The sequence below is a fragment of the Pseudomonas sp. JL3 genome (genome assembly GCF_031570575.1).
In the GTDB taxonomy this organism is placed as follows: domain Bacteria; phylum Pseudomonadota; class Gammaproteobacteria; order Pseudomonadales; family Pseudomonadaceae; genus Aquipseudomonas; species Aquipseudomonas cucumis.
This window is the reverse complement of record NZ_JAKWJK010000014.1, coordinates 134,809-157,096: the sequence shown is the minus strand read 5'-3', so window position 1 is coordinate 157,096 and position 22,288 is coordinate 134,809. Positions and strand designations below refer to the sequence as shown.

Here is a 22,288-nt window from a genome sequence, read left to right as displayed (position 1 = left end):
AGTGTCATTCACTCCTTGTCTGACCGCTTTTGAGCGGCAGGCTACAACCCGTAAGGAGCATTCATGCGTCATTACGAAATCATCTTTTTGGTCCACCCGGATCAAAGCGAGCAAGTCGGCGGCATGGTTGAGCGTTACACCAAGCTGATCGAAGAAGACGGCGGCAAAATCCACCGTCTGGAAGATTGGGGCCGTCGTCAACTGGCCTACGCAATCAACAATGTTCACAAGGCTCACTACGTGATGCTGAACGTTGAGTGCACTGGCAAGGCCCTGGCCGAGCTGGAAGACAACTTCCGCTACAACGATGCAGTGATCCGTAACCTGGTCATCCGTCGCGAAGAAGCCGTTACCGGCCAATCCGAGATGCTCAAGGCTGAAGAAAACCGCAGTGAGCGCCGTGAGCGTCGCGACCGTCCTGAGCACTCCGACGCTGAAGGCGTTGATGGTGATGACAGCGACGCCAGCGATAACGCTGACGAGTAATCCACGGACCTTTTGAGGAGCCTATTACATGGCACGTTTCTTCCGTCGTCGTAAATTCTGCCGCTTCACCGCTGAAGACGTGAAAGAGATCGATTACAAAGATCTCAACACTCTGAAAGCTTACGTATCCGAGACCGGCAAAATCGTTCCAAGCCGCATCACCGGTACCAAAGCACGTTATCAGCGTCAGCTGGCCACCGCTATCAAGCGCGCCCGCTTCCTGGCCCTGCTGGCCTACACCGACAGCCACGGCCGCTGAGACCGGGCAGTCGACACGTAGCAAAGGATTGAATGCATGCGCGCCTTAGCTGAGTTCATCATGCGCGGCCGTATGCAGGCCACTCTGGTAGTGGCCGGATGTGCAACGTTGCCGTTGTTGTATTGGTTGGGTGCTGCCGCAGGATGCCTTGTGCTCCTGCGGCGCGGATTGAAGGACGCCTTGGGCGTTCTTGCTCTGGGACTGCTGCCGGCGTTGATCTGGTGGCTTTACTCCGATGACCCACGGGCACTTCTGGTGCTGCTGGGGTCTTCGAGCCTTGCGTTGGTTTTGCGCGCAAGCGAGTCCTGGAACCGCGTGCTGCTGGTCAGCATAGCGATGGGGTTGGTGTTTTCAGTGGTGCTGGGGGCGGCTTTTGCGCCCCAGATCGAGATGCTGGCGCAGGCTTTGATAAAAGTCATGCCGTCGCTACTCGGTGATGTCTACCAGCAATTGTCGGTAGACGAGCAAGCGCGTTTCGCGTCCCTGATTGCACCGGTCCTGACCGGCCTGATTGCGGCTTTGTTGCAAATCGTCAGTGTGCTGAGCCTGATTGTCGGGCGCTACTGGCAGGCGTTGTTGTACAACCCGGGTGGTTTTGGTCGCGAGTTTCGCGCCATCCGAATCCCGCTGGGACCGGCGATGTTGCTGCTGGCGTTAATGCTTCTGGGGCCTAATTTAGGCTCGCAGATGGCCATGTTGACGCCGTTGTGCAGTGTACCGTTGGTGTTCGCCGGGCTGGCCCTGATTCACGGGCTGGTGGCGCAAAAGCGACTGGCCAAATTCTGGTTGGTGGGGTTGTACGTCACGCTGTTGCTGTTCATGCAACTGATCTATCCGTTGCTGGTGGTCTTGGCCATCGTCGACAGCCTGATTGATTTTCGCGGTCGTTCGGCACCGAAAGATGCCGATAACGCGAACGGTGAAGGTTAAAAGTTAAGAGGATTTTCACATGCAACTGATCCTTCTGGAAAAAGTCACCAACCTGGGCAACCTGGGTGACAAAGTGAACGTTAAGGCTGGTTACGGTCGTAACTACCTGCTGCCTTACGGCAAAGCTACCGCTGCGACCGCTGCCAACCTGGCTGCGTTCGAAGAGCGTCGCGCTGAGCTGGAAAAAGCCGCAGCAGACCGTAAAACTTCGGCTGAAAGCCGTGCCGCCCAACTGGCTGAGCTGGAAGTGACTATCACTGCCACCGCTGGTGACGAAGGCAAGCTGTTCGGTTCGATCGGCACCCACGACATCGCTGATGCACTGACCGCCTCTGGCGTTGAAGTTGCAAAAAGCGAAGTTCGTCTGCCGAACGGCACCATCCGCAACGTAGGCGAATTCGACGTAGCCGTGCACCTGCACGCCGAAGTTGAAGCCACCGTACGCGTTGTCGTGGTAGCAGCTTAAGCAGCACTTGTCGGCTGGCACCCTCGGGTGCTTGCCGGTAACATCGGGCACGATCCTGTTTACAGGTCGTGCCCTTTGTCTTTCTGCAGTTCCTGATTTCCCTAAATAAACCAAGTGGCCATGAACGATATCTCCGCTCCCGAGCAATATGATCTGCAAACCGCTGCCCTGAAGGTGCCGCCGCATTCCATCGAGGCCGAACAGGCCGTGCTCGGTGGTCTGATGCTGGACAACAACGCCTGGGAACGCGTGCTCGATCAAGTCTCCGACGGCGATTTCTATCGGCATGACCACCGCCTGATCTTCCGGGCCATCGCCAAGCTGGCGGACCAGAACTCCCCGATCGACGTCGTGACCCTTGCCGAGCAATTGGACAAGGAAGGTCAGACCTCGCAAGTCGGTGGCCTCGGTTACCTCGGTGAACTGGCGAAAAACACGCCGTCCGTCGCCAACATTAAGGCCTATGCGCAAATCGTTCGTGCGCGGGCGACGTTGCGGCAGTTGATTGGCATCGCCACCGAAATTGCCGACAGCGCCTTTAACCCGGAAGGCCGCACGGCTGAAGAGATTCTCGACGAAGCTGAGCGGCAGATCTTCCAGATCGCCGAGGCCCGGCCAAAAACCGGTGGCCCGGTGAGCGTGAATGATCTGCTGACCAAGGCTATCGACCGCATCGACACCTTGTTCAACACCGACAACGCCATCACTGGCCTGTCCACCGGTTACACCGACCTCGACGAGAAGACCAGCGGCTTGCAGCCTGCCGACCTGATCATCGTCGCCGGCCGTCCGTCCATGGGTAAAACCACCTTTGCGATGAACCTGGTGGAAAACGCCGTATTGCGCAGCGACAAGTGCGTACTGGTTTACTCGCTGGAGATGCCAGGCGAATCGCTGATCATGCGTATGCTTTCGTCCCTTGGGCGTATCGACCAGACCAAGGTCCGGGCCGGTCGCCTGGACGATGACGATTGGCCGCGCCTGACCTCGGCGGTCAACCTGCTGAACGATCGCAAGCTGTTCATCGACGACACGGCCGGTATCAGCCCGTCGGAGATGCGCGCGCGGACCCGGCGTCTGGTGCGTGAACACGGCGATATCGCCCTGATCATGATCGACTACCTGCAGCTGATGCAGATTCCAGGTTCCGGCGGCGACAACCGGACCAACGAGATTTCCGAGATCTCCCGTTCCTTGAAAGCCCTCGCCAAGGAATTCAACTGCCCGGTCGTGGCGCTGTCCCAGCTCAACCGTTCTCTGGAGCAACGACCGAACAAGCGCCCGATCAACTCTGACTTGCGGGAATCTGGAGCGATCGAGCAGGATGCTGACGTGATCATGTTCGTGTACCGGGATGAGGTGTACCACCCGGAAACCGAACATAAAGGCATCGCCGAGATCATCATCGGCAAACAGCGGAACGGCCCGATCGGCACGTCACGACTGGCGTTCATCGGTAAATACACCCGTTTCGAAAACCTGGCGCCGGGTAGCTACAACTTCGACGACGAGTAAGTTATTCGTTGTCTGGTCGGGCCTCTTCGCGAGGCTTGCCCGCGAAGCGCCCCGACACCAATTTCCGACCATAGCCGTCGGAATTGATCAAATTTTGTGCTATATTCCGCGCCCGCGAAATTCAATGAAAGCCAACACCGGTTATCGACATGCAAGCAGCCAAGCCGTTATTTGACTATCCCAAGTACTGGGCCGAATGTTTCGGGCCAGCGCCATTCCTGCCGATGAGCAGGGAGGAGATGGATCAGCTTGGCTGGGATTCCTGCGACATCATCATCGTCACCGGTGATGCCTACGTCGATCACCCATCGTTCGGCATGGCGATCATCGGCCGGCTGCTGGAGGCCCAGGGCTTCCGCGTCGGGATCATTGCGCAGCCGAACTGGCAGTCCAAAGACGACTTCATGAAGCTCGGCGAGCCGAACCTGTTTTTCGGCGTCGCGGCCGGCAACATGGACTCGATGATCAACCGCTACACCGCCGACAAGAAAATCCGTTCCGACGACGCCTACACCCCCGGTGGCCTGGCGGGCAAACGTCCGGACCGCGCGAGCCTGGTTTACAGCCAGCGTTGTAAGGAAGCCTACAAGAACGTGCCGATCGTGCTCGGTGGCATTGAAGCTTCCCTGCGCCGAATCGCCCACTATGACTACTGGCAGGACCGGGTGCGCAACTCGATCCTGATCGACGCCTGCGCCGATATCCTGCTCTACGGCAACGCCGAGCGTGCGATCGTCGAAGTCGCCCAGCGTCTGTCCTACGGTCACAAGATCGAAGACATCACCGACGTGCGCGGTACCGCGTTCATCCGCCGCGACACGCCGAAAGACTGGTACGAAGTCGATTCCACGCGCATCGACCGTCCGGGCAAGATCGACAAGATCATCAACCCGTACGTGAACACCCAGGACACTCAAGCTTGCGCAATCGAGCAGGAAAAAGGCCCGGTTGAAGACCCAAGCGAAGCCAAGGTTGTGCAGATCCTCGCCAGCCCGAAGATGACGCGTGACAAAACTGTGATTCGTCTGCCATCGGTCGAGAAAGTCCGTGGCGATGCGGTGCTCTATGCTCACGCCAACCGCGTGCTTCACCTGGAAACCAACCCGGGCAACGCCCGTGCGCTGGTGCAGAAGCATGGCGAAGTGGACGTCTGGTTCAACCCGCCTCCGATTCCGATGACCACCGAAGAAATGGACTACGTGTTCGGCATGCCTTACGCACGGGTTCCGCACCCGGCGTACGGCAAGGAAAAGATTCCTGCCTACGACATGATCCGCTTCTCGGTGAACATCATGCGTGGCTGCTTCGGTGGCTGCACCTTCTGCTCGATCACCGAGCACGAAGGGCGGATCATCCAGAACCGTTCCGAAGAGTCGATCATTCGCGAAATCGAAGAGATCCGCGACAAGGTTCCGGGTTTCACCGGCGTCATTTCCGACCTCGGCGGCCCGACTGCGAACATGTACCGCATCGCCTGCAAGACCCCGGAAATCGAATCCGCGTGCCGCAAGCCATCGTGCGTGTTCCCCGGCATCTGCCCGAACTTGAACACCGATCATTCGTCGCTGATCCAGCTCTATCGCAGCGCCCGTGCCTTGCCGGGTGTGAAGAAGATCCTGATCGCGTCTGGCCTGCGTTACGACCTCGCGGTCGAGTCGCCGGAATACGTCAAGGAGCTGGTGACCCACCACGTCGGTGGTTACCTGAAGATCGCCCCGGAACACACCGAGGAAGGTCCGCTCAACCAGATGATGAAACCGGGCATCGGCAGCTATGACAAATTCAAGCGCATGTTCGAGAAATACTCCAAGGAAGCCGGGAAAGAGCAGTACCTGATTCCGTACTTCATCGCCGCTCACCCGGGCACCACCGATGAAGACATGATGAACCTGGCCCTGTGGCTCAAGGGCAACGGTTTCCGTGCCGACCAGGTGCAGGCGTTCTACCCGTCGCCGATGGCCACCGCCACCGCGATGTACCACTCGGGCAAGAACCCATTGCGTAAGGTCACCTACAAGAGCGACGCCGTGACCATCGTCAAGAGCGAAGAGCAGCGCCGCCTGCACAAGGCGTTCTTGCGTTACCACGACCCGAAAGGCTGGCCGATGCTGCGTGAAGCGCTGACCCGCATGGGCCGTGCCGACCTGATCGGGCCGGGCAAGAACCAGTTGATCCCGTTGCATCAACCGGCGACCGACAGCTACCAGAGCGCCCGTCGCAAGAACTCGACACCGGCCGGCAGCCACAAAGTGGCAGGGGAAAAGACCACCAAAATCCTGACTCAGCACACCGGTCTGCCACCGCGCGCCAGCGATGGCGGCAACCCGTGGGACAAGCGTGAACAGGCCAAGGCTGCGGCGTTTGCCCGCAACCAGCAGGCGGCCAAGGAGCGCAAGGACGCGGCTAAAGGCAAGGGACCCAAACCGGCCCGCAAGCCAGTCGTGCCGCGTTAATCTGCGCGCCAAATCGCAAAACGCCAGCCTCAGTGCTGGCGTTTTGTTTTCTAGCGAGTGTGGGGCCTGTTTGCTAAGGTGACGCGCACTTCAATGGCGCCCGGGAAACCGATTTCCCTGTACGACGCCAAACCCTGTGGGAGCCGGGCTTGCCCGCGATGACGGCAGCACAGGCAATAAAGATCTCACCCCCCGATCTTCAAGGACGATTCACATGAGCAACCCCTTACCGGGTATCGGCATGGACTACAGCCCCTCCCAGTTCATGGCCCGCCAACGCATCGAAAGCCAGATCAACCTGCCACGGCTGTTCGCCGCCATCGACGCCGACCCCGGAATCGTCGGCGCGGGCGTTGTGTACATCGACGCCGAATTCAACGTAGTGACCCTGCGTGAGTTCAAGCCGATTTGCAGTATCAGGCCCAAGCGAATCATTTTGCGCGAGGCGCAGAAGTACATTGCGCCTGCGCAATTCGCTGATCAGGTGCAGAACAATCCCCGGGAATCTCGTTTAGTGGGGGAGGCGGTCAATACGACATTATCCTGTGCCGGTGCCATTCTGGGCTGGATCGTGGTTTTCAGTGGCACGATTGCAGTTCCATTTACTGCAGGTGCCAGCTTGGTTGTAACAGCAATTGGAGCAACAGCCGCTGCCGCGAGTACTGCGCAGTGTGTGGTGGGAGGCGTGAGAACGCACAACGAACTCAACGACCCATCAGCCAATGATGATATGGACAGCGAGGACTGGTATCGCTACGTAATGCCGGTATTGGATGCCGCATCATTGCTGGGAGCCGGTGCGTCTACTCTAACCACCCTGAGGCTTTTGCAGGCCAGGAAGGTCTCGACCGGCAGGAGTTGGTACGAGCTTTCTAAAGGTCTGACACGTCAGCAAAGAAAGGCGTTGACCAAAGAATTGTTAACATTAAAAGACCCGAGCCTGACAAGTAAACTATTGAAGCTTCGCCAGCGTTCGGGGACGCTTGCAAAGCGTTATACGGCCACTCAAATCAATCACGCGACGGTCACTCAGATTCGCGACTCTCTGGGGGCGGCCATAGGCTTAACAGGAAGTAGCTTAGCTGGGAACCTCCGAACAATTGCAGTTGGTCTGTATGAGGAGGTTGAGTAATGGATCGCAAGTATTCGTTGAGCGCTTTCCTGGCTCACTATTTTCCAACCTTTATCTGCGCATTTTTTCTAGCTTGTTTTGCTCTTTCTGCTTCGATTTCATTAGTCTCAAGTACTTACTTTCGAGGCGATCCTGAACGGGGCAAGTATTCTTTTATTGTGGCGCTGGTGCTGTCTTTGCTCTTGGCATTGAGCCACTTCGTCATGATCAGGGGGCAGTCCTGGGGTGTGCGGGCCATCGTCGTGTTCTATTTGGTGTGTTTCCTCACAGTCCTCCCCACCTATGGTTATAAGCCGCATCCCGTCGCCTATGTGACTGGGTTGTTATTTCCGATGCTGGGTCTGCTACTGCTTAATAGCAAACGCCATCGAGAAATGCGCCAGAAGTTGCTTGAATTACGTCATGAGCGTATCGCAGAAAAATCTGCCGTCGGGCTTCAGAAAAACAAGAAGGGACGCTAGATGGAAAACTATCCGATTTTTCACAATTTCATGAAGCGCTACTTCCCAACCTTTATCGCCGCGATCTTCGTGGCAAAAATATCATGTTTGCTTGCTCTCTTTGCTCTTCTTGATAGCTTCTTTGTGAGCGCTCCACTGGCAGATGAAGCGAAATTTTTCGCCATATGCACTGTTATTTGCACAGGGGTTCTTGTCCATAGCAACTTTATGGTCATTCGCGGCAAACCAGGCTGGGTCTGGGTATTCGCCGGACTTTTTGTGGTCTGTCTGTTGTGTGTGTTGCCGACTATTGCCTATCGGCCAAATCGATTCGTTTATGCAGCAGGCATCCTCTTTCCATTGCTAGGCCTACTGCTACTCAACAGTAAACGCCACCGCGAAATGCGCATCCAACTGGTTGAAGTCCGCCGCCAGCGCGAGTTGATCAGGCAGGCTTCCAAGGCATCGCGCACGCAACGTTGATCCGACTCACCCATCGATCCGCCACATTTATGTGCGCCCCTGCGCGCACGAAAGCGAGCAATGCGCGCTTTTAGTGCTCTACTGCCCTGAGTAACCGAAGAAAGGGTCCGACCTGCCTGCATGGCATAAGTCTTGCGCCGCTTTCGATAACGTCCAGGCTCGCAGGAGGCACGCCGTGTCGATTCATGTCGCATTGCACCACGTCACGCATTACCGCTACGACCGTGCCGTCGAGCTCGGTCCGCAGATCGTTCGCCTGCGTCCGGCTGCTCATAGCCGCACGCGGATACTGTCCTATGCGCTGAAAGTCTCGCCCGAGCAGCATTTCATCAACTGGCAGCAGGATCCCCAGGGCAATTACCTGGCGCGGTTGGTGTTCCCGGAAAAAACCGATGAGCTGCGGATCGAGGTCGATTTGCTGGCGGAGATGGCGGTGTTCAATCCGTTCGACTTTTTCCTCGAGCCTTACGCCGAAAAAATCCCTTTCACCTACGCCGCGGATGAGCGCAAAGAGCTGGCGCCGTACCTGGAAACCTTGCCCCTGACGCCGAAATTCAAGGCCTATCTGGAGGGCATCGATCGCACGCCGCTACCAAGCGTGGATTTCCTGGTCGCGCTCAACCAGCGCCTCAGCGAAGACATCGGTTACCTGATTCGCATGGAGCCAGGCGTACAGACCCCGGAGCACACCCTCGAGCATGCCTCCGGTTCCTGCCGCGATTCGGCGTGGTTGCTGGTGCAGTTGCTGCGCAACCTCGGCCTGGCCGCGCGTTTCGTGTCCGGTTACCTGATTCAGTTGACCGCCGATGTCAAAAGCCTCGACGGCCCTTCGGGTACCGAAGTGGACTTCACTGACCTGCATGCCTGGTGCGAGGTCTATTTGCCCGGTGCCGGCTGGATCGGCCTGGACGCGACTTCAGGGCTGTTTGCCGGTGAAGGACACATTCCGTTGGCCTGTAGCCCTGATCCGTCCTCTGCGGCACCGATCAGTGGCTTGGTGGAACCGTGCGAGTGCGAATTCACCCACGAGATGTCGGTCGAGCGGATTTGGGAAGCGCCGCGGGTCACGAAGCCCTACACCGAAGAGCAATGGTTGGCGATTCAGGCCTTGGGCCGGCAGATCGATGCCGATCTGCTCGAAGGCGACGTGCGCCTGACCATGGGCGGCGAGCCGACTTTCGTTTCCATCGATGACCCGGACGGCGCCGAGTGGAATACCGCGGCGCTCGGGCCAGACAAACGGCGCCTTTCCGCCGAACTGTTCCAGCGCATGCGCAAGCATTACGCGCCCAAGGGCCTGGTGCATTTCGGTCAGGGCAAGTGGTACCCCGGCGAGCAACTGCCGCGCTGGTCGCTGAACTGCTACTGGCGACGCGATGGCGTGCCGATCTGGCACAACAGCGCGCTGATCGCCGATGAGCAGGAAGACTACGGCGCCGATGGCGAGTTGGCCGGGCGTTTTCTGGCGAGTGTCGCCGAACGCCTGAAAATTCCGACACGCTTTGTGTTTCCGGCCTACGAAGACAATTTCTATTACCTCTGGCGCGAAGGCGCTTTGCCGCAGAACGTCAGCGCCGAAGACTCACGCCTCGAAGAACCTTTGGAGCGTGCGCGTCTGCGCAAAGTCTTCAGCCAGGGGCTGGACAAGGTAATCGGCCAGGTCCTGCCGCTGGCGCGCACCGCCAAGGGTGATCAGTGGCAGAGCGGTCGCTGGTATCTGCGGGAAGAACATTGCCGATTGGTGCCGGGGGATTCGCCGCTGGGGTATCGCTTGCCACTCGGTTCGCAGCCTTGGGTGAAGGCAGCGGAGTATCCGTTCATTCACCCTGTCGACTCGAATCAGGATTTCCCTGAGCTGCCGGGCACCGACCAGCTACAGAATCACGCTCAACCGCAAACCGCCGACGAGCGTGTGCCAAAGATCGACGAGTCCGCCGACTGGCTGACCCGCACCGCGTTCTGCGCCGAAGCGCGGGACGGCCGGTTGTACCTGTTCATGCCGCCACTGGAGCGGGTCGAGGACTATCTGGAACTGGTCACCGCCATCGAAGCCACCGCCGAGGAATTGCATTGCCCGGTGTTGTTGGAAGGCTATGAACCACCGAGCGATCCGCGCCTGAGCAACTTCCGCATTACTCCGGATCCGGGCGTGATCGAGGTCAACGTCCAGCCGTCCGCCACCTGGGATGAATTGGTGGAGCGCACCGAGTTTCTTTACGAAGAGGCGCGCCAGACTCGACTGACCACCGAGAAGTTCATGATCGACGGTCGGCACACCGGGACCGGTGGCGGCAACCATTTCGTCTTGGGTGGCGCGACCCCGGCTGACTCACCGTTTCTGCGCCGTCCCGATCTGCTGCGCAGCCTGATCAGTTACTGGCATAACCATCCATCCTTGTCCTACCTGTTTTCCGGATTGTTCATCGGCCCGACGTCCCAGGCGCCACGGGTGGATGAAGCGCGCAACGACTCGCTGTATGAACTGGAAATCGCCTTCGCTCAGATGCCGAAGCCAGGCGAGGAGTGTCCGCCATGGCTGGTGGATCGCTTGCTGCGCAATTTGCTGATCGACGTGACCGGTAACACCCATCGTGCCGAGTTCTGCATCGACAAACTGTATTCGCCGGACGGCGCCACCGGGCGCCTCGGATTACTGGAACTGAGAGCCTTTGAAATGCCGCCCCATGCGCGCATGAGCCTGGCTCAGCAATTGTTGCTGCGGGCGCTGGTGGCACGGTTCTGGCGCGAGCCTTATGCACCGCCGAAACTGGCGCGCTGGGGTACAGAGCTGCACGACCGGTTCCTGTTGCCGCACTTTATCGAGCAGGATTTTGCTGACGTCATCGTCGACCTCAATGCCGCCGGTTATCCCGTGCGGGCCGAGTGGTTCGCGGCGCATCTGGAGTTTCGTTTCCCCAAGGTCGGCGACTATGCCGTCAGCGGCATCGAACTGGAGTTGCGGCAGGCGCTGGAGCCTTGGCATGTACTCGGAGAGGACGGTGCGGCAGGTGGCACGGTGCGTTACGTGGATTCGTCGCTGGAGCGTTTGCAGGTCAAGCTCAGCGGCCTGCCGCCCCAGCGTTATCTGCTGACCTGCAACGGCATTCCGGTGCCGTTGCAACCTACGGGGCGGGTTGGCGAGTTCGTCGCTGGCGTACGCTTTCGCGCCTGGCAACCGGCTAACTGCCTGCAACCGACCATCCCGGTCCACGCACCGCTGATGTTCGACGTGCTCGACACCTGGATGGGGCGTTCGCTGGGCGGCTGTCAGTACCACGTCGCCCACCCGGGTGGGCGCAACTACGACAGCCTGCCGGTGAACGCCAATGAGGCCGAGAGCCGGCGCATGGCGCGTTTCTTCCGTCTCGGACACACGCCAGGGAAACTTCCTATACCGAATCTGGAAATTAACGACGAGCTACCGATGACTCTCGATTTACGACGTTTCTAAACCGTACGCGACGCTCGGATTTTTCGTATATCCGGGCGTCATGAGCCTGCGTTAGTCTGACCGTTCTTTGCTGTCTGCCGAGCTTTCCATGCCTGACCTGCTTGACCGCTACCCGCTCACGGCGGGCACTTACCACGAACTGCTCGACGACAGCGGCGCCGTGCGCCCGCACTGGCAGCGACTGTTCGATCAATTGCAACGCAGCACGCCAGCGCAACTGGTGCAGCGTCAGGCGCTGCTGACCCGGCAGATCCAGGAAAACGGCGTGACCTATAACGTCTACGCCGACCCCAAGGGCGCTGACCGGCCTTGGGAACTGGACCTGCTGCCCCATGTGATTGCCGCCGATGAGTGGCAGCAGTTATCGGTCGGGATCGCGCAACGGGCGCGTTTGCTCAATGCTGTGCTGGCGGACCTGTACGGTCCGCAGCGTTTGATCGCCGAAGGCCTGCTGCCGGCTGAGCTGGTATTCGGTCACAACAACTTCCTCTGGCCTTGTCAGGGCATTGCACCGCCCGAGGGGGCTTTTCTGCATCTGTATGCCGTGGACCTGGCGCGCACGCCTGACGGTCGCTGGTGGGTGACCGCGGATCGCACTCAAGCGCCATCCGGTGCCGGTTACGCCCTGGAAAACCGCACCATCGTGTCCCGTGCCTTCCCCGAGTTGTACCGCGATTTGAAGGTGCAGCACCTGGCCGGTTTTTTCCGCACCCTTCAGGAAACGCTCGCCCGTCAGGCGCCGAGCGGTGACGAAGCACCACTGGTGGTGCTGCTGACGCCGGGGCGTTTCAACGAAAGCTATTTCGAACACTTGTATCTGGCTCGCCAGCTCGGCTATCCATTGGTGGAAGGCGGCGACCTGACCGTGCGCAATGCCACGGTATACCTGAAGACCTTGAGCGGCCTGCGTCGGGTTCACGCGATCATGCGTCGGCTCGACGATGACTTCTGCGATCCGCTGGAGCTGCGCACCGACTCGGCCCTTGGCGTGCCGGGGCTGCTCGAAGCCGTGCGTCAGGGCCGGGTGCTGGTGGCCAACGCCCTCGGCAGCGGCGTGCTGGAGTCGCCGGGGTTGCTGGGCTTCCTGCCGAAGATCAATCAATACCTGTTCGGTGAAGAGCTGATCCTGCCGTCCATCGCGACCTGGTGGTGCGGTGAAGCGCCGGTGCTGGCGCAGGCCCTGGAAAAACTGCCGGAGCTGTTGATCAAACCGGCGTTTCCGTCGCAGAGCTTCGCCCCGGTGTTTGGTCGTGATTTGAGTGAAAAACAGCGCCAGGCCCTGGCCGAGCGCATGCAGGCACGGCCTTACGCCTATGTTGCGCAAGAATTGGCGCAGCTGTCCCAGGCGCCGATCTGGCAGGCCGAAGATGGTCAGTTGCAACCGCGGGCCATTGGCATGCGCGTGTATGCGGTAGCCAGTCGGGAGGGTTATCGCGTGCTGCCCGGTGGCCTGACCCGGGTTGCCGCCGAGGCCGATGCCGAAGCGGTGTCGATGCAACGCGGTGGCGCAAGCAAGGACACTTGGGTGTTGGGCGATCGCCCGCCCAGCGGTGAACAATGGAGAGCCCAGCGCAATATTGGCGTTCACGATCTGGTGCGACGCGATCCGTATCTGCCATCACGGGTGGTCGAGAACCTGTTCTGGTTCGGCCGCTACTGTGAGCGCTGCGATGACAGCGCGCGACTGCTGCGGATTATGTTGGCGCGCTATGTCGATGGCGATGACCCGCAAGCCCTGGAGGCGGCGGTCGATCTCGGTGAACGCCTGAATCTGTTGCCGGAGGAGGGCGAGTTGCCCGAGCGCTTGCTGGCGGCGCTGCTCGGCGATGATTGGCCGTTCAGCCTGCGCTCCAACCTGCAACGCTTGCAGTGGGCGGCGTCGCAAGTACGCGGCAAGCTTTCGCGAGAGAACTGGCAAGCATTGGTGGAATTGCAGCGCGAGGCCATGGAACTGGAAACTGAAGAGCCGGACTTCGGCGAGTTGCTGGATTTCCTCAACCGACTGGTGATGTCGCTGGCGGCGCTGTCCGGTTTTGCCCTGGACGACATGACCCGGGACGAAGGCTGGCGTTTCCTGATGATCGGGCGACGGATCGAGCGGCTGCAATTTCTCAGCGGCAGTCTGGCGGCGTTTCTACGTGGTGCGGAGGTTTTCGATCAGGCCGGGCTGGAATGGCTGCTGGAACTGGGCAACAGCAGCATCACCTACCGCTCGCGGTACCTGGCGGTGGCGCAATTGATCCCGGTGCTCGACCTGTTGTTGCTCGACGAGCAGAACCCTCACGCGGTGCTGTTCCAGTTGAAACTGGTGACCCGCACGTTGAAGCGCTTGAACGACGACTTTGGTGCGCCACGCGAAACAGGTCTGCCGCAGTGGGTGGAGCGCCTGGCGCGCTTCGATCTGGGTTGCCTGGAAAACTCGCTGTTCGGCGAGGCCAGTGTTCGCGCCGCCATAGAGGGGCTGGCCGATCTGTTGCAGGAGATCGCCGATGCCAGCGGACAGGTGTCGGATCGCCTGGCCTTGCGTCATTTCGCCCATGTCGATGATGTCAGCCAGCGCACGGTGTCCGTCTGATGAGTGCCCATTACCAGATTTTCCACGATACCCATTATCACTATGACAGCCCGGTGTCCCTGGCTCAGCAGCTGGCGCATTTGTGGCCACGGACCTGTGCCTGGCAGCGCTGCACCGAGCAACAATTGCAGATCAGTCCCGAGCCGACTTCACGCCGGGATGAGCTGGATGTGTTCGGCAATCCGCTGACCCGGTTGGCGTTCGAGCGGCCTCACGATGAATTGTTGGTCAATGCCCGGCTCACCGTCGAAGTGCTGGCCCGGCCGCCGCTGGACTTCAATCAATCGCCGGCCTGGGAAAATACTCGCAACGAGCTGACCTACAGCAGTCAGCCACTTTCACCTGAGTTGCTGGAAGCCTGCCGTTACCGGTTCGAATCGCCCTATGTGCATTTGAAGCGCAGCTTCGTCGAGTTTTCCGAAAGTTGCTTTCCTGCTGGTCGGCCATTGCTGCTGGGTGTTCAAGCATTGATGGAGAAGATCTTCAGCGAATTCACCTTCGACGCTGAGGCGACTCAAGTGGCGACGCCGCTGGTGGAAGTGCTGGAGCGGCGGCGTGGGGTTTGCCAGGACTTTGCCCATCTGATGCTCGCTTGCCTGCGTTCGCGCGGGTTGGCGGCGCGGTACATCAGCGGTTATCTGCTGACCCAGCCACCGCCGGGCCAGCCGCGGCTGATCGGCGCCGATGCGTCGCATGCCTGGGTGTCGGTGTTTTGCCCGGTGCTGGGGTGGGTGGATTTTGACCCGACCAACAATGTGCAACCGGCGCTGGAGCACATTACCCTGGCCTGGGGCCGGGATTTTTCCGATGTGTCGCCATTGCGCGGGGTGATTCTGGGCGGTGGCAGTCATGACCCGGAGGTTCGGGTTACCGTGATGCCATTGGAGTAGCGCAGCTCATGTAGGAGCAGGCTTGCCCGCGAAGGCGGTGTACCTGGCAACATGAATGTTGGCTGACTGGCCGCATTCGTGAGCAAGCCCGTTCCCACAGGGTGATGTGTTGCCTTTACTGATGAGGGTTTTCCATGTTTCCGGTTTCAATCAAAGGCGTCCTGCAATCCCCTGAGGGTCTGGTCGTACTGATGCTCAACGAGCGCGAAGAGTGGGAGTTGCCCGGCGGACGGATCGAGTTGGGCGAGACAGCACCGCAGTGCCTGGCGCGAGAAATCGTCGAAGAGCTGGACGTCGAAGTGGCTGTGGGTGAGCCGTTGGATTCATACTTGTTCGAGGTGATCCCCGGCAAACACGTGTTCATTGCCACCTACCGCTGCCAGTTGCTGGGCGGTTTTGTACCGACGATCAGTCATGAGCACAAGGAAATCGGCCTGTTCGATCCGGCGCAATTGCCGGCCAACTTGCCCAAGGGCTATCGCGATTCGATTGGTAAAGCGCTGGGGCTGTGAGGGGCAACAGCAAGGCTGCTGACCCTGGACACAGATCGGTGGGCCTGATCAGATCATCGGGCCCTGGGGGTCTCAGGCGTCGGGCGCCTGATCTTTCGGTGCTTCAGTTTCGTCTGTAGCCACTTCGCCTTCGGTATCCGGGTTCAGTGCTGCTGCTTCTTCTTCAGCTGTAGCTTTCTTGCGCTGAAGCTTTTCCTCTTTCTTCTGCTCCTTGGCCAAGTCTCTCTGACGTTTGGCGAAGGAATAATTAGGTTTAGCCATGGGCGATCCTCTGGGGTCGAAGGTGAGGTTGAGCGGCGCATATTCTGCCCTGTATCGATGCCGAGCCGTTAGCTGGGTTTTTGCTCGGTCCATTTTGGCGGTACCGAGGGTTGCCAGGCGTCCAGTGCGTCGAGCAGGGTTTGCGGCGATTCGCTCATTTGCAGCATGTCACGGTGCGCTTCGCGAACGAAGCCTTCGCCGACGATATGATCAAGAAAAGACGTCAACTTGTTGTAGAAACCGTTCACTTCCAGCAAACCCAGCGGTTTTCCGTGATAGCCGAGCTGGCCCCAGGTCCAGACTTCGAACAGCTCTTCCAGCGTGCCCAGGCCGCCGGGCAGCGCGATGAAGGCATCGCTGAGCTCGGCCATTCGCGCCTTGCGCGCATGCATGCCATCGACCACTTCCAGGCGTGTCAGGCCGCTGTGGCCGATTTCCTTGTCCTTGAGGCTCTGCGGGATGATCCCGATCACTTCACCGCCGGCCGCCAGCGCGGCGTCGGCCACAATCCCCATCAGCCCGACGGCGCCGCCGCCATAGACCAGAGTCAGCTTGCGCTCGGCCAATGCTCGCCCCAAGGCGACAGCCGCTTCACGATAAGCCGGGTTGGTGCCGGTGCTGGCACCGCAAAATACGCAAACGGATGCTAAAGACATGCCTTACTCCATGGTCAATCAGGACCACAGAGTAAAGGCAGGTTGGCATCGTTCCAAGGATTAAACCTCGCGTTCAGGTGTTTCACAGGTGCCACTGGCGCCACAGGCATAGGCGGCAAGCAAGCTGCTCAAAAAGCGGTTGAAAGACATGACAGGCGCTCCAGATAACTAATGACGCCCTGATGATAGGGCCGGGCCAGACGTCTGGCTGGTAGATTGTTTCGATGAGTGTCATAGCCCGAAAGTTGTATACAATTTTTGATTCAGGTCATAGGAACTTGCGAAGATTTCAGGCAGTCTTCTGTCCATTAGCACTTTTGTTAACCCTGCCTTGGAGATTCACCATGTTTGCCAAACTTGTTGCGGTATCCCTGCTGACACTGGCCAGCAGCCAATTGATGGCTGCGGAATGCAAAACGACCATCGACTCCACCGATCAGATGTCCTTCAACACCAAGGCCATCGAGATCGACAAAAGCTGCAAAACCTTCACCGTTGAACTGACTCACTCCGGCAGCTTGCCGAAAAACGTCATGGGCCATAACTGGGTGCTGAGTAAAGAAGCGGACATGCAGCCAATCGCCACCGACGGCCTGGCCGCTGGCATCGACAAGAACTACCTGAAAGACGGCGATGCCCGCGTTATCGCTCACACCAAAGTCATCGGTGCGAAGGAAACCGACTCGGTGACTTTCGATGTGTCGAAGCTCGATGCTGCTGAAAAGTACGGTTTCTTCTGCTCGTTCCCGGGCCATATCTCGATGATGAAAGGCACTGTGACTCTGAAGTAAGGCGGATTACCGCGTTATCGTTCTTCGCGAATGGGCCTTCAGCATCGACAAATGCTTAAGCCAAAGAAAAGCCCGCTGAGGATCAACTCCTCAGCGGGCTTTTTCGTTCATTCACGGCTCACGGCGCGAACGGCATCACTCGCTTGTGACGGGTCTTCTTGTACGTATCGCAGATGATCTTGAACGCTTCCTCACGCACAGGCTCACCGTGCAGGAAAGCATCGATCTCGGCATAGGTCACGCCGTGGGACGCTTCGTCCGGTTTGCCCGGCGACAGGTCTTCGAGGTCGGCGGTCGGGATTTTTTCCACCAGCGACTCCGGCGCGCCGAAGCTGCGGGCAATCGCCCGGACCTGATTTTTTACCAGGCCGCTCAATGGTGCGAGGTCGCAGGCGCCGTCACCGAATTTGGTGAAGAAGCCCATCACCGCTTCTGCCGCGTGATCGGTGCCGATCACCAGGCCGTGAGCCGCGCCAGCGATGGTGTATTGCGCAACCATGCGCATCCGCGCCTTGGTGTTGCCTAGCACGAAATCCTTCTGCACCGCCTCCTTACCCTCGAAGGCCGCCACTTCGCTGGCCAGGGATTTGACCGCCGGGGCGATGTTTACAGTGTGGCGCTCATCGGGAGCAATGAAATCCACTGAGGCCTGGGCATCATGTTCGTCGAACTGGACGCCATAAGGCAGGCGCACTGCGATGAACTTGTAACTGGCCTCACCAGTGCGCTCGCGCAGTTCACGCATGGCGCGCTGGGCCAGCAGGCCGGCGGTCAGGGAGTCGACACCGCCACTGATGCCCAGCACCAGCGTCTTGAGCCCGGCATTGACCAGGCAGTCCTGAATGAAGGTAATCCGCCGGGCAACTTCAGCCTCGAGGGCGAGTTGATCCGCGAAGGGCGGTTGGACCTTGAGCTGTTCAGCAATCTCACGCTGTACGGCTTGCATGAATTCACTCCTTGCTAGATGGGCTGGAAATGGCGGCAGGTACTTGGAAAACATGTCGCAAATAGGCGACGAAATTCGGGTCTTTGCAGTGAGTCTTGCCAGGCTCATCAGAGATCTTGGCCACTGGCTGGCCGTTGCAGGCCGTCATTTTAAGCACGATGCTCATTGGTTCGACACCCGGAATATCGCACGTCAGGTTGGTGCCGATACCGAAGCTCACATTGATCCGACCGCGCAATGCCCGAAAAATCTCCAGAGACTTGGGTAGGGTCAGGCTGTCGGAAAACACCAGGGTCTTGCTCATCGGGTCGATGCCAAGCTTGTGATAGTGGGCGATGGCTTTTTCCGCCCACTGCACCGGGTCACCGGAATCGTGGCGCAAGCCGTCGAAGAGCTTGGCAAAGAACAGGTCGAAATCGTTGAGGAAGGCATCGGAGGTGATGCAGTCGGTCAGGGCGATTCCCAGCAAACCCCGGTATTCGCGGACCCAACAGTCGAGGGCGGCAATCTGGCTGTCGATCAGCCGCGGACCGAGTTGCTGGTGGGCCATGATCCATTCGTGGGCCATGGTGCCCAGCGGTTTCATGTCCAGCTCCCGGGACAGGTGCACGTTGCTGGTGCCGACGAAGCGACCGGGGAAGTCATGCTTGAGCACGTTCACCACTTCTTCCTGGACACGGTACGAGAAGCGACGGCGAGTGCCGAAATCGGCTACCTGCAACTCGGACAATTCGTCCGCGCTGGCATTGGCGGTCAGCCAGTCGAACTTGCGATAGAGCTGCTCGCGGGCCTGTTCCAGAACGACTTCCCGGTAGCGATAGCGGTTGCGTACTTCGCTGACCATGGCCAGCAGCGGCACTTCGAACAGAATCACGTGCAACCACGGCCCGCGCAGGCGGATGAACAACTCGCCGTTTTCAATACCAGTGTGGATATAGCGCAGGTTGAAGCGGAACAGCCCGAGGAAACGCAGGAAATCCGGTTTCAGAAAGCTGATGCGCTCCAGAAAGCTCAACTGATCGGCACTCAGGCTCAACTCGGCCAGACGCTCGATCTGGAAGCGGATCTCCGCCAGGTACGGGCGCAGATCCTCACTGTTACGGCAACGAAACTCCCATTCGACTTCCACGTTCGGGTAGTTGTGCAGCACCGCCTGCATCATCGTCAGTTTGTAGAAGTCGGTGTCGAGCAGGTTCTGCACGATGCGATCGGCAAACACACTCTCGCTCATAACGGGGTTCTCCAGGCGGGCCGCGGCCCGTGGCAGCGGCGTTGCAGCAGTTTCAATGAATGGGGCTAGTGGCGCATATCAATGGTGAGGATTGCCAGCGATTTTTCAGATCGCAGCAGATCCCTGTGGCAACCCTACTTGGATGGCATGTCCGGACTATCGATCTGCTCCAGCATCCACTTCACAAAATCCCGCACCTTGGGCACTTCCGCCGAATGCTCTGGATACGCCAGGTAATAGGCGTCGGTGCTGGGCATTGCATGCTGCCAGGGAATGACCAGTTTGCCGTCGGCCAATTCCTCTTCCACCAGAAACCGTGGCAACAGTGCGACGCCGCAGCCGACCTGCGCGGCGCGAATGCACATGTAAAACGTTTCAAAGCGCGGGCCGTGGTAGCTGTGTTCGGTGTGGTAGCCCTGGCTGTCGAACCAGTCGTGCCAAGCCTGAGGCCGGGAAGCATTTTGCAGCAGGACCAGGTCAGTGAGTTGCGTAGGGTCGGTGAACGGCGTGTCCGGCAGGCTGCCCGGTGCGCAGACCGGCACCAGCTCTTCGCCAAACAGCTTCAGGCATTCGGTGCCGGGCCGGGAGCCCTGGCCAAAGTAGAACGCCAGGTCGCTGCGACCTTGCAGCAGGTCGTCGGCTTCCTGTTCGCTGCACAGGTCCAGATGGATCGACGGATGTCGCAGGCGCCAGCCTTTCAGGCGTGGCACCAGCCAGCGCGCACCGAAGGTTGGCGGCGTCGAAACTCGCAAGACTTCGGTTTCACCGCCGTAGGAACGCAGGTAATGAGTCGACATTTCGACTTGGGTGAGGATTTTTCGCACCTCCACCAGGTACAAATCGCCGGCGGGGGTCATTTGCAGGCGTCGACGCACCCGGCGAAACAACAGGTGTTGCAGCAATTCTTCGAGTTGCGCGACCTGTTTGCTCACGGCGCTCTGCGTCAGGTTCAGCTCTTCGGCGGCACGGGTGAAGCTCAAATGCCGGGTCACGGCCTCGAAGCACTGCAAGGCGGTAATCGACGGCAAGTAGCGTTTATTCAGCATGGGTGGTCCTTTTTCTTGTTTCTCTATGCTCTTTTTTACCGGCAAATTCGCAGCATGAATAAACGGAATGATATCTCTCTTAAAGGTCGTTTGTTGGGTAACCTCCGGGGAGCTAAAACTACAGGTCTGATCAGCCGAATGAATCCGGCTGCACGTTTTCTGTTTTTTGCTTGAGGAGTGACCCATGGTTGCCGCATTGCTTGATCGTCTTGGTGTGAACCCGGCCCTGTATCAAAACGGCAAAGTGCCGGTGCATTCGCCGATTAATGGCAGCCGTATCGCTGCCGTGAACTGGGAAGGCGCCGCTGAAGTCGAGCAGCACATCAGTCGCGCAGATCATGCGTTCGAACTGTGGCGCAAGGTTCCGGCGCCGCGCCGTGGCGAATTGGTGCGCCAATTGGGCGACATCTTGCGCGAGTACAAGGCTGATCTCGGTGAGCTGGTTTCCTGGGAGGCCGGCAAGATCACTCAGGAAGGTTTGGGTGAAGTTCAGGAAATGATCGACATCTGCGACTTCGCGGTCGGTCTGTCCCGTCAGCTGTACGGTTTGACCATCGCCTCCGAGCGTCCTGGCCATCATATGCGCGAAACCTGGCACCCGCTGGGCGTCGTCGGCGTGATCAGTGCATTCAACTTCCCGGTCGCCGTTTGGGCCTGGAACGCGACGCTGGCGCTGGTCTGCGGCAACCCGGTGATCTGGAAACCGTCGGAGAAAACCCCTCTGACCGCACTGGCCTGCCAAGCGTTGTTCGATCGCGTCCTGAAGAATTTCAGCGACGCCCCGCCGCACCTGAGCCAGGTGATCATCGGTGGTCGCGATGCTGGCGAAGCCCTGGTCGATGACCCGCGTGTCGCGCTGGTCAGCGCTACCGGCAGCACCCGCATGGGGCGCGAAGTGGCGCCGAAAATCGCCGCACGTTTTGCCCGCAGCATTCTGGAACTGGGCGGTAACAACGCGATGATCCTCGGCCCAAGCGCCGATCTGGACATGGCCGTACGGGCGATTCTGTTCAGCGCCGTCGGCACCGCCGGACAGCGTTGCACCACTCTGCGTCGCCTGATCGCTCATGAGTCGGTGAAGGAAGAAATCGTCACCCGCCTCAAAACCGCTTACTCCAAGGTACGCATCGGCCATCCGCTGGAAGGCAACCTGGTCGGGCCGCTGATCGACAAACACAGCTTCGAGAACATGCAGGACGCGCTGGAACAGGCCTTGAGCGAAGGCGGCCGCGTATTCGGCGGCAAACGTCAGCTGGAAGACAAATTCCCCAACGCTTATTACGTATCGCCAGCCATCGTCGAAATGCCGGAGCAGAGCGATGTGGTGTGCAGCGAAACCTTCGCACCGATTCTGTACGTGATCGGTTACAACGATTTCGAAGAGGCGCTGCGCCTGAACAACGCCGTGCCACAAGGCCTGTCGTCGTGCATCTTCACCACCGACGTGCGTGAAGCCGAGCGGTTCATGTCGGCGGTGGGCAGCGATTGCGGCATCGCCAACGTCAACATCGGCCCGAGCGGCGCGGAGATCGGCGGCGCGTTTGGCGGTGAGAAGGAAACGGGCGGTGGTCGTGAATCCGGTTCGGATGCATGGCGCGGGTACATGCGTCGTCAGACCAATACCGTGAACTATTCGCTGGAGTTGCCGTTGGCTCAGGGGATTACGTTCGACTGACGGCCTCTTCGCGGGCAAGCCTCGCTCCTACGGGGCTAGTGGCGCCCCGCAATTCGCGGGCAAACACAAAACCTGTAGGAGCGAGGCTTG

20 protein-coding genes are annotated in these 22,288 nt (G+C 59.2%); 15 read left to right on the top strand and 5 right to left on the bottom strand.

Translation table 11 applies throughout. The annotated features are described in order from the left end of the window. Positions 1-63 precede the first annotated feature (63 nt). The 13 genes from rpsF to MMG91_RS21860 all read left to right on the top strand — a co-directional run bounded on the left by rpsF (position 64) and on the right by MMG91_RS21860 (position 15,592). Positions 64-486 carry a 30S ribosomal protein S6 gene (gene rpsF / locus MMG91_RS21920; protein ID WP_007902678.1) on the top strand — a complete coding sequence of 141 codons (423 nt, stop codon included), beginning with the start codon at positions 64-66 and terminating at the stop codon, positions 484-486. A 28-nt stretch (positions 487-514) separates the two neighbouring features. Beyond that, the gene (gene rpsR, locus MMG91_RS21915; RefSeq protein WP_002551829.1) at positions 515-745 is read left to right on the top strand and encodes a 30S ribosomal protein S18; all 231 of its coding nucleotides are present in this window, start codon (positions 515-517) and stop codon (positions 743-745) included. 36 nt (positions 746-781) lie between these two features. After that, entirely contained in the window at positions 782-1,675 is an 894-nt protein-coding gene (locus MMG91_RS21910; protein ID WP_305447972.1) for a hypothetical protein, read from the top strand. Positions 1,676-1,694: 19 nt separating this feature from the next. Then, on the top strand, positions 1,695-2,141 hold the full coding sequence (rplI, locus tag MMG91_RS21905) for a 50S ribosomal protein L9 (RefSeq protein WP_003197251.1): 447 nt from the start codon (positions 1,695-1,697) through the stop codon (positions 2,139-2,141). Positions 2,142-2,261: 120 nt separating this feature from the next. Beyond that, positions 2,262-3,656 (top strand): replicative DNA helicase, encoded by a 1,395-nt coding sequence (gene dnaB / locus MMG91_RS21900; RefSeq protein ID WP_008068885.1) that lies wholly within the window; start codon positions 2,262-2,264, stop codon positions 3,654-3,656. A 149-nt stretch (positions 3,657-3,805) separates the two neighbouring features. Continuing rightward, a complete protein-coding gene (locus tag MMG91_RS21895; RefSeq protein ID WP_305447973.1) occupies positions 3,806-6,109 on the top strand; it encodes a YgiQ family radical SAM protein in 2,304 nt (767 codons plus the stop codon). 214 nt (positions 6,110-6,323) lie between these two features. After that, positions 6,324-7,241, top strand: coding sequence for an NAD synthetase (locus MMG91_RS21890; RefSeq protein ID WP_310660674.1), 918 nt, complete (start codon positions 6,324-6,326; stop codon positions 7,239-7,241). Then, positions 7,241-7,702 (top strand): hypothetical protein, encoded by a 462-nt coding sequence (locus tag MMG91_RS21885; RefSeq protein ID WP_310660673.1) that lies wholly within the window; start codon positions 7,241-7,243, stop codon positions 7,700-7,702. The genes MMG91_RS21890 and MMG91_RS21885 overlap by 1 nt, the downstream gene beginning before the upstream one ends. Continuing rightward, complete coding sequence (locus MMG91_RS21880; protein ID WP_310660672.1) at positions 7,703-8,164, top strand: hypothetical protein; 462 nt, start codon at positions 7,703-7,705, stop codon at positions 8,162-8,164. A gap of 175 nt (positions 8,165-8,339) precedes the next feature. Next, complete coding sequence (locus tag MMG91_RS21875) at positions 8,340-11,615, top strand: transglutaminase family protein (RefSeq protein WP_310660671.1); 3,276 nt, start codon at positions 8,340-8,342, stop codon at positions 11,613-11,615. A gap of 88 nt (positions 11,616-11,703) precedes the next feature. Beyond that, positions 11,704-14,190 (top strand): circularly permuted type 2 ATP-grasp protein, encoded by a 2,487-nt coding sequence (locus MMG91_RS21870; protein ID WP_310660670.1) that lies wholly within the window; start codon positions 11,704-11,706, stop codon positions 14,188-14,190. Then, complete coding sequence (locus MMG91_RS21865; RefSeq protein WP_310660669.1) at positions 14,190-15,080, top strand: transglutaminase family protein; 891 nt, start codon at positions 14,190-14,192, stop codon at positions 15,078-15,080. Before MMG91_RS21870 ends, MMG91_RS21865 begins: the two co-directional genes overlap by 1 nt. Before the next feature lie 134 nt (positions 15,081-15,214). After that, positions 15,215-15,592, top strand: a complete 378-nt coding sequence (locus tag MMG91_RS21860; protein ID WP_305447977.1) for an NUDIX domain-containing protein — start codon at positions 15,215-15,217, stop codon at positions 15,590-15,592. 72 nt (positions 15,593-15,664) lie between these two features. Here MMG91_RS21860 and MMG91_RS21855 read toward each other — a convergent pair whose 3' ends face one another. Both MMG91_RS21855 and MMG91_RS21850 read right to left on the bottom strand, forming a co-directional pair. Then, complete coding sequence (locus MMG91_RS21855) at positions 15,665-15,853, bottom strand: hypothetical protein (protein ID WP_007902706.1); 189 nt, start codon at positions 15,851-15,853, stop codon at positions 15,665-15,667. A gap of 68 nt (positions 15,854-15,921) precedes the next feature. Continuing rightward, positions 15,922-16,509 (bottom strand): TIGR00730 family Rossman fold protein, encoded by a 588-nt coding sequence (locus MMG91_RS21850; protein WP_305504236.1) that lies wholly within the window; start codon positions 16,507-16,509, stop codon positions 15,922-15,924. A gap of 344 nt (positions 16,510-16,853) precedes the next feature. On the opposite strand from MMG91_RS21850, the gene azu reads away from it, so the two are divergent. Next, entirely contained in the window at positions 16,854-17,300 is a 447-nt protein-coding gene (azu, locus tag MMG91_RS21845; RefSeq protein WP_305447979.1) for an azurin, read from the top strand. Positions 17,301-17,418: 118 nt separating this feature from the next. Here azu and nadE read toward each other — a convergent pair whose 3' ends face one another. From nadE to MMG91_RS21830, 3 genes are all read right to left on the bottom strand, one after another. Next, a complete protein-coding gene (gene nadE / locus MMG91_RS21840) occupies positions 17,419-18,246 on the bottom strand; it encodes an ammonia-dependent NAD(+) synthetase (protein ID WP_310660668.1) in 828 nt (275 codons plus the stop codon). A gap of 4 nt (positions 18,247-18,250) precedes the next feature. Next, positions 18,251-19,477 carry a nicotinate phosphoribosyltransferase gene (pncB, locus tag MMG91_RS21835; RefSeq protein WP_305447982.1) on the bottom strand — a complete coding sequence of 409 codons (1,227 nt, stop codon included), beginning with the start codon at positions 19,475-19,477 and terminating at the stop codon, positions 18,251-18,253. Between the two features lie 134 nt (positions 19,478-19,611). Beyond that, entirely contained in the window at positions 19,612-20,523 is a 912-nt protein-coding gene (locus tag MMG91_RS21830; protein ID WP_310660667.1) for a LysR family transcriptional regulator, read from the bottom strand. A 184-nt stretch (positions 20,524-20,707) separates the two neighbouring features. Here MMG91_RS21830 and MMG91_RS21825 point away from each other — a divergent pair, with 184 nt between their 5' ends. Next, positions 20,708-22,198, top strand: a complete 1,491-nt coding sequence (locus MMG91_RS21825; RefSeq protein ID WP_310660666.1) for an aldehyde dehydrogenase family protein — start codon at positions 20,708-20,710, stop codon at positions 22,196-22,198. The last annotated feature ends 90 nt before the right edge of the window (positions 22,199-22,288 follow it).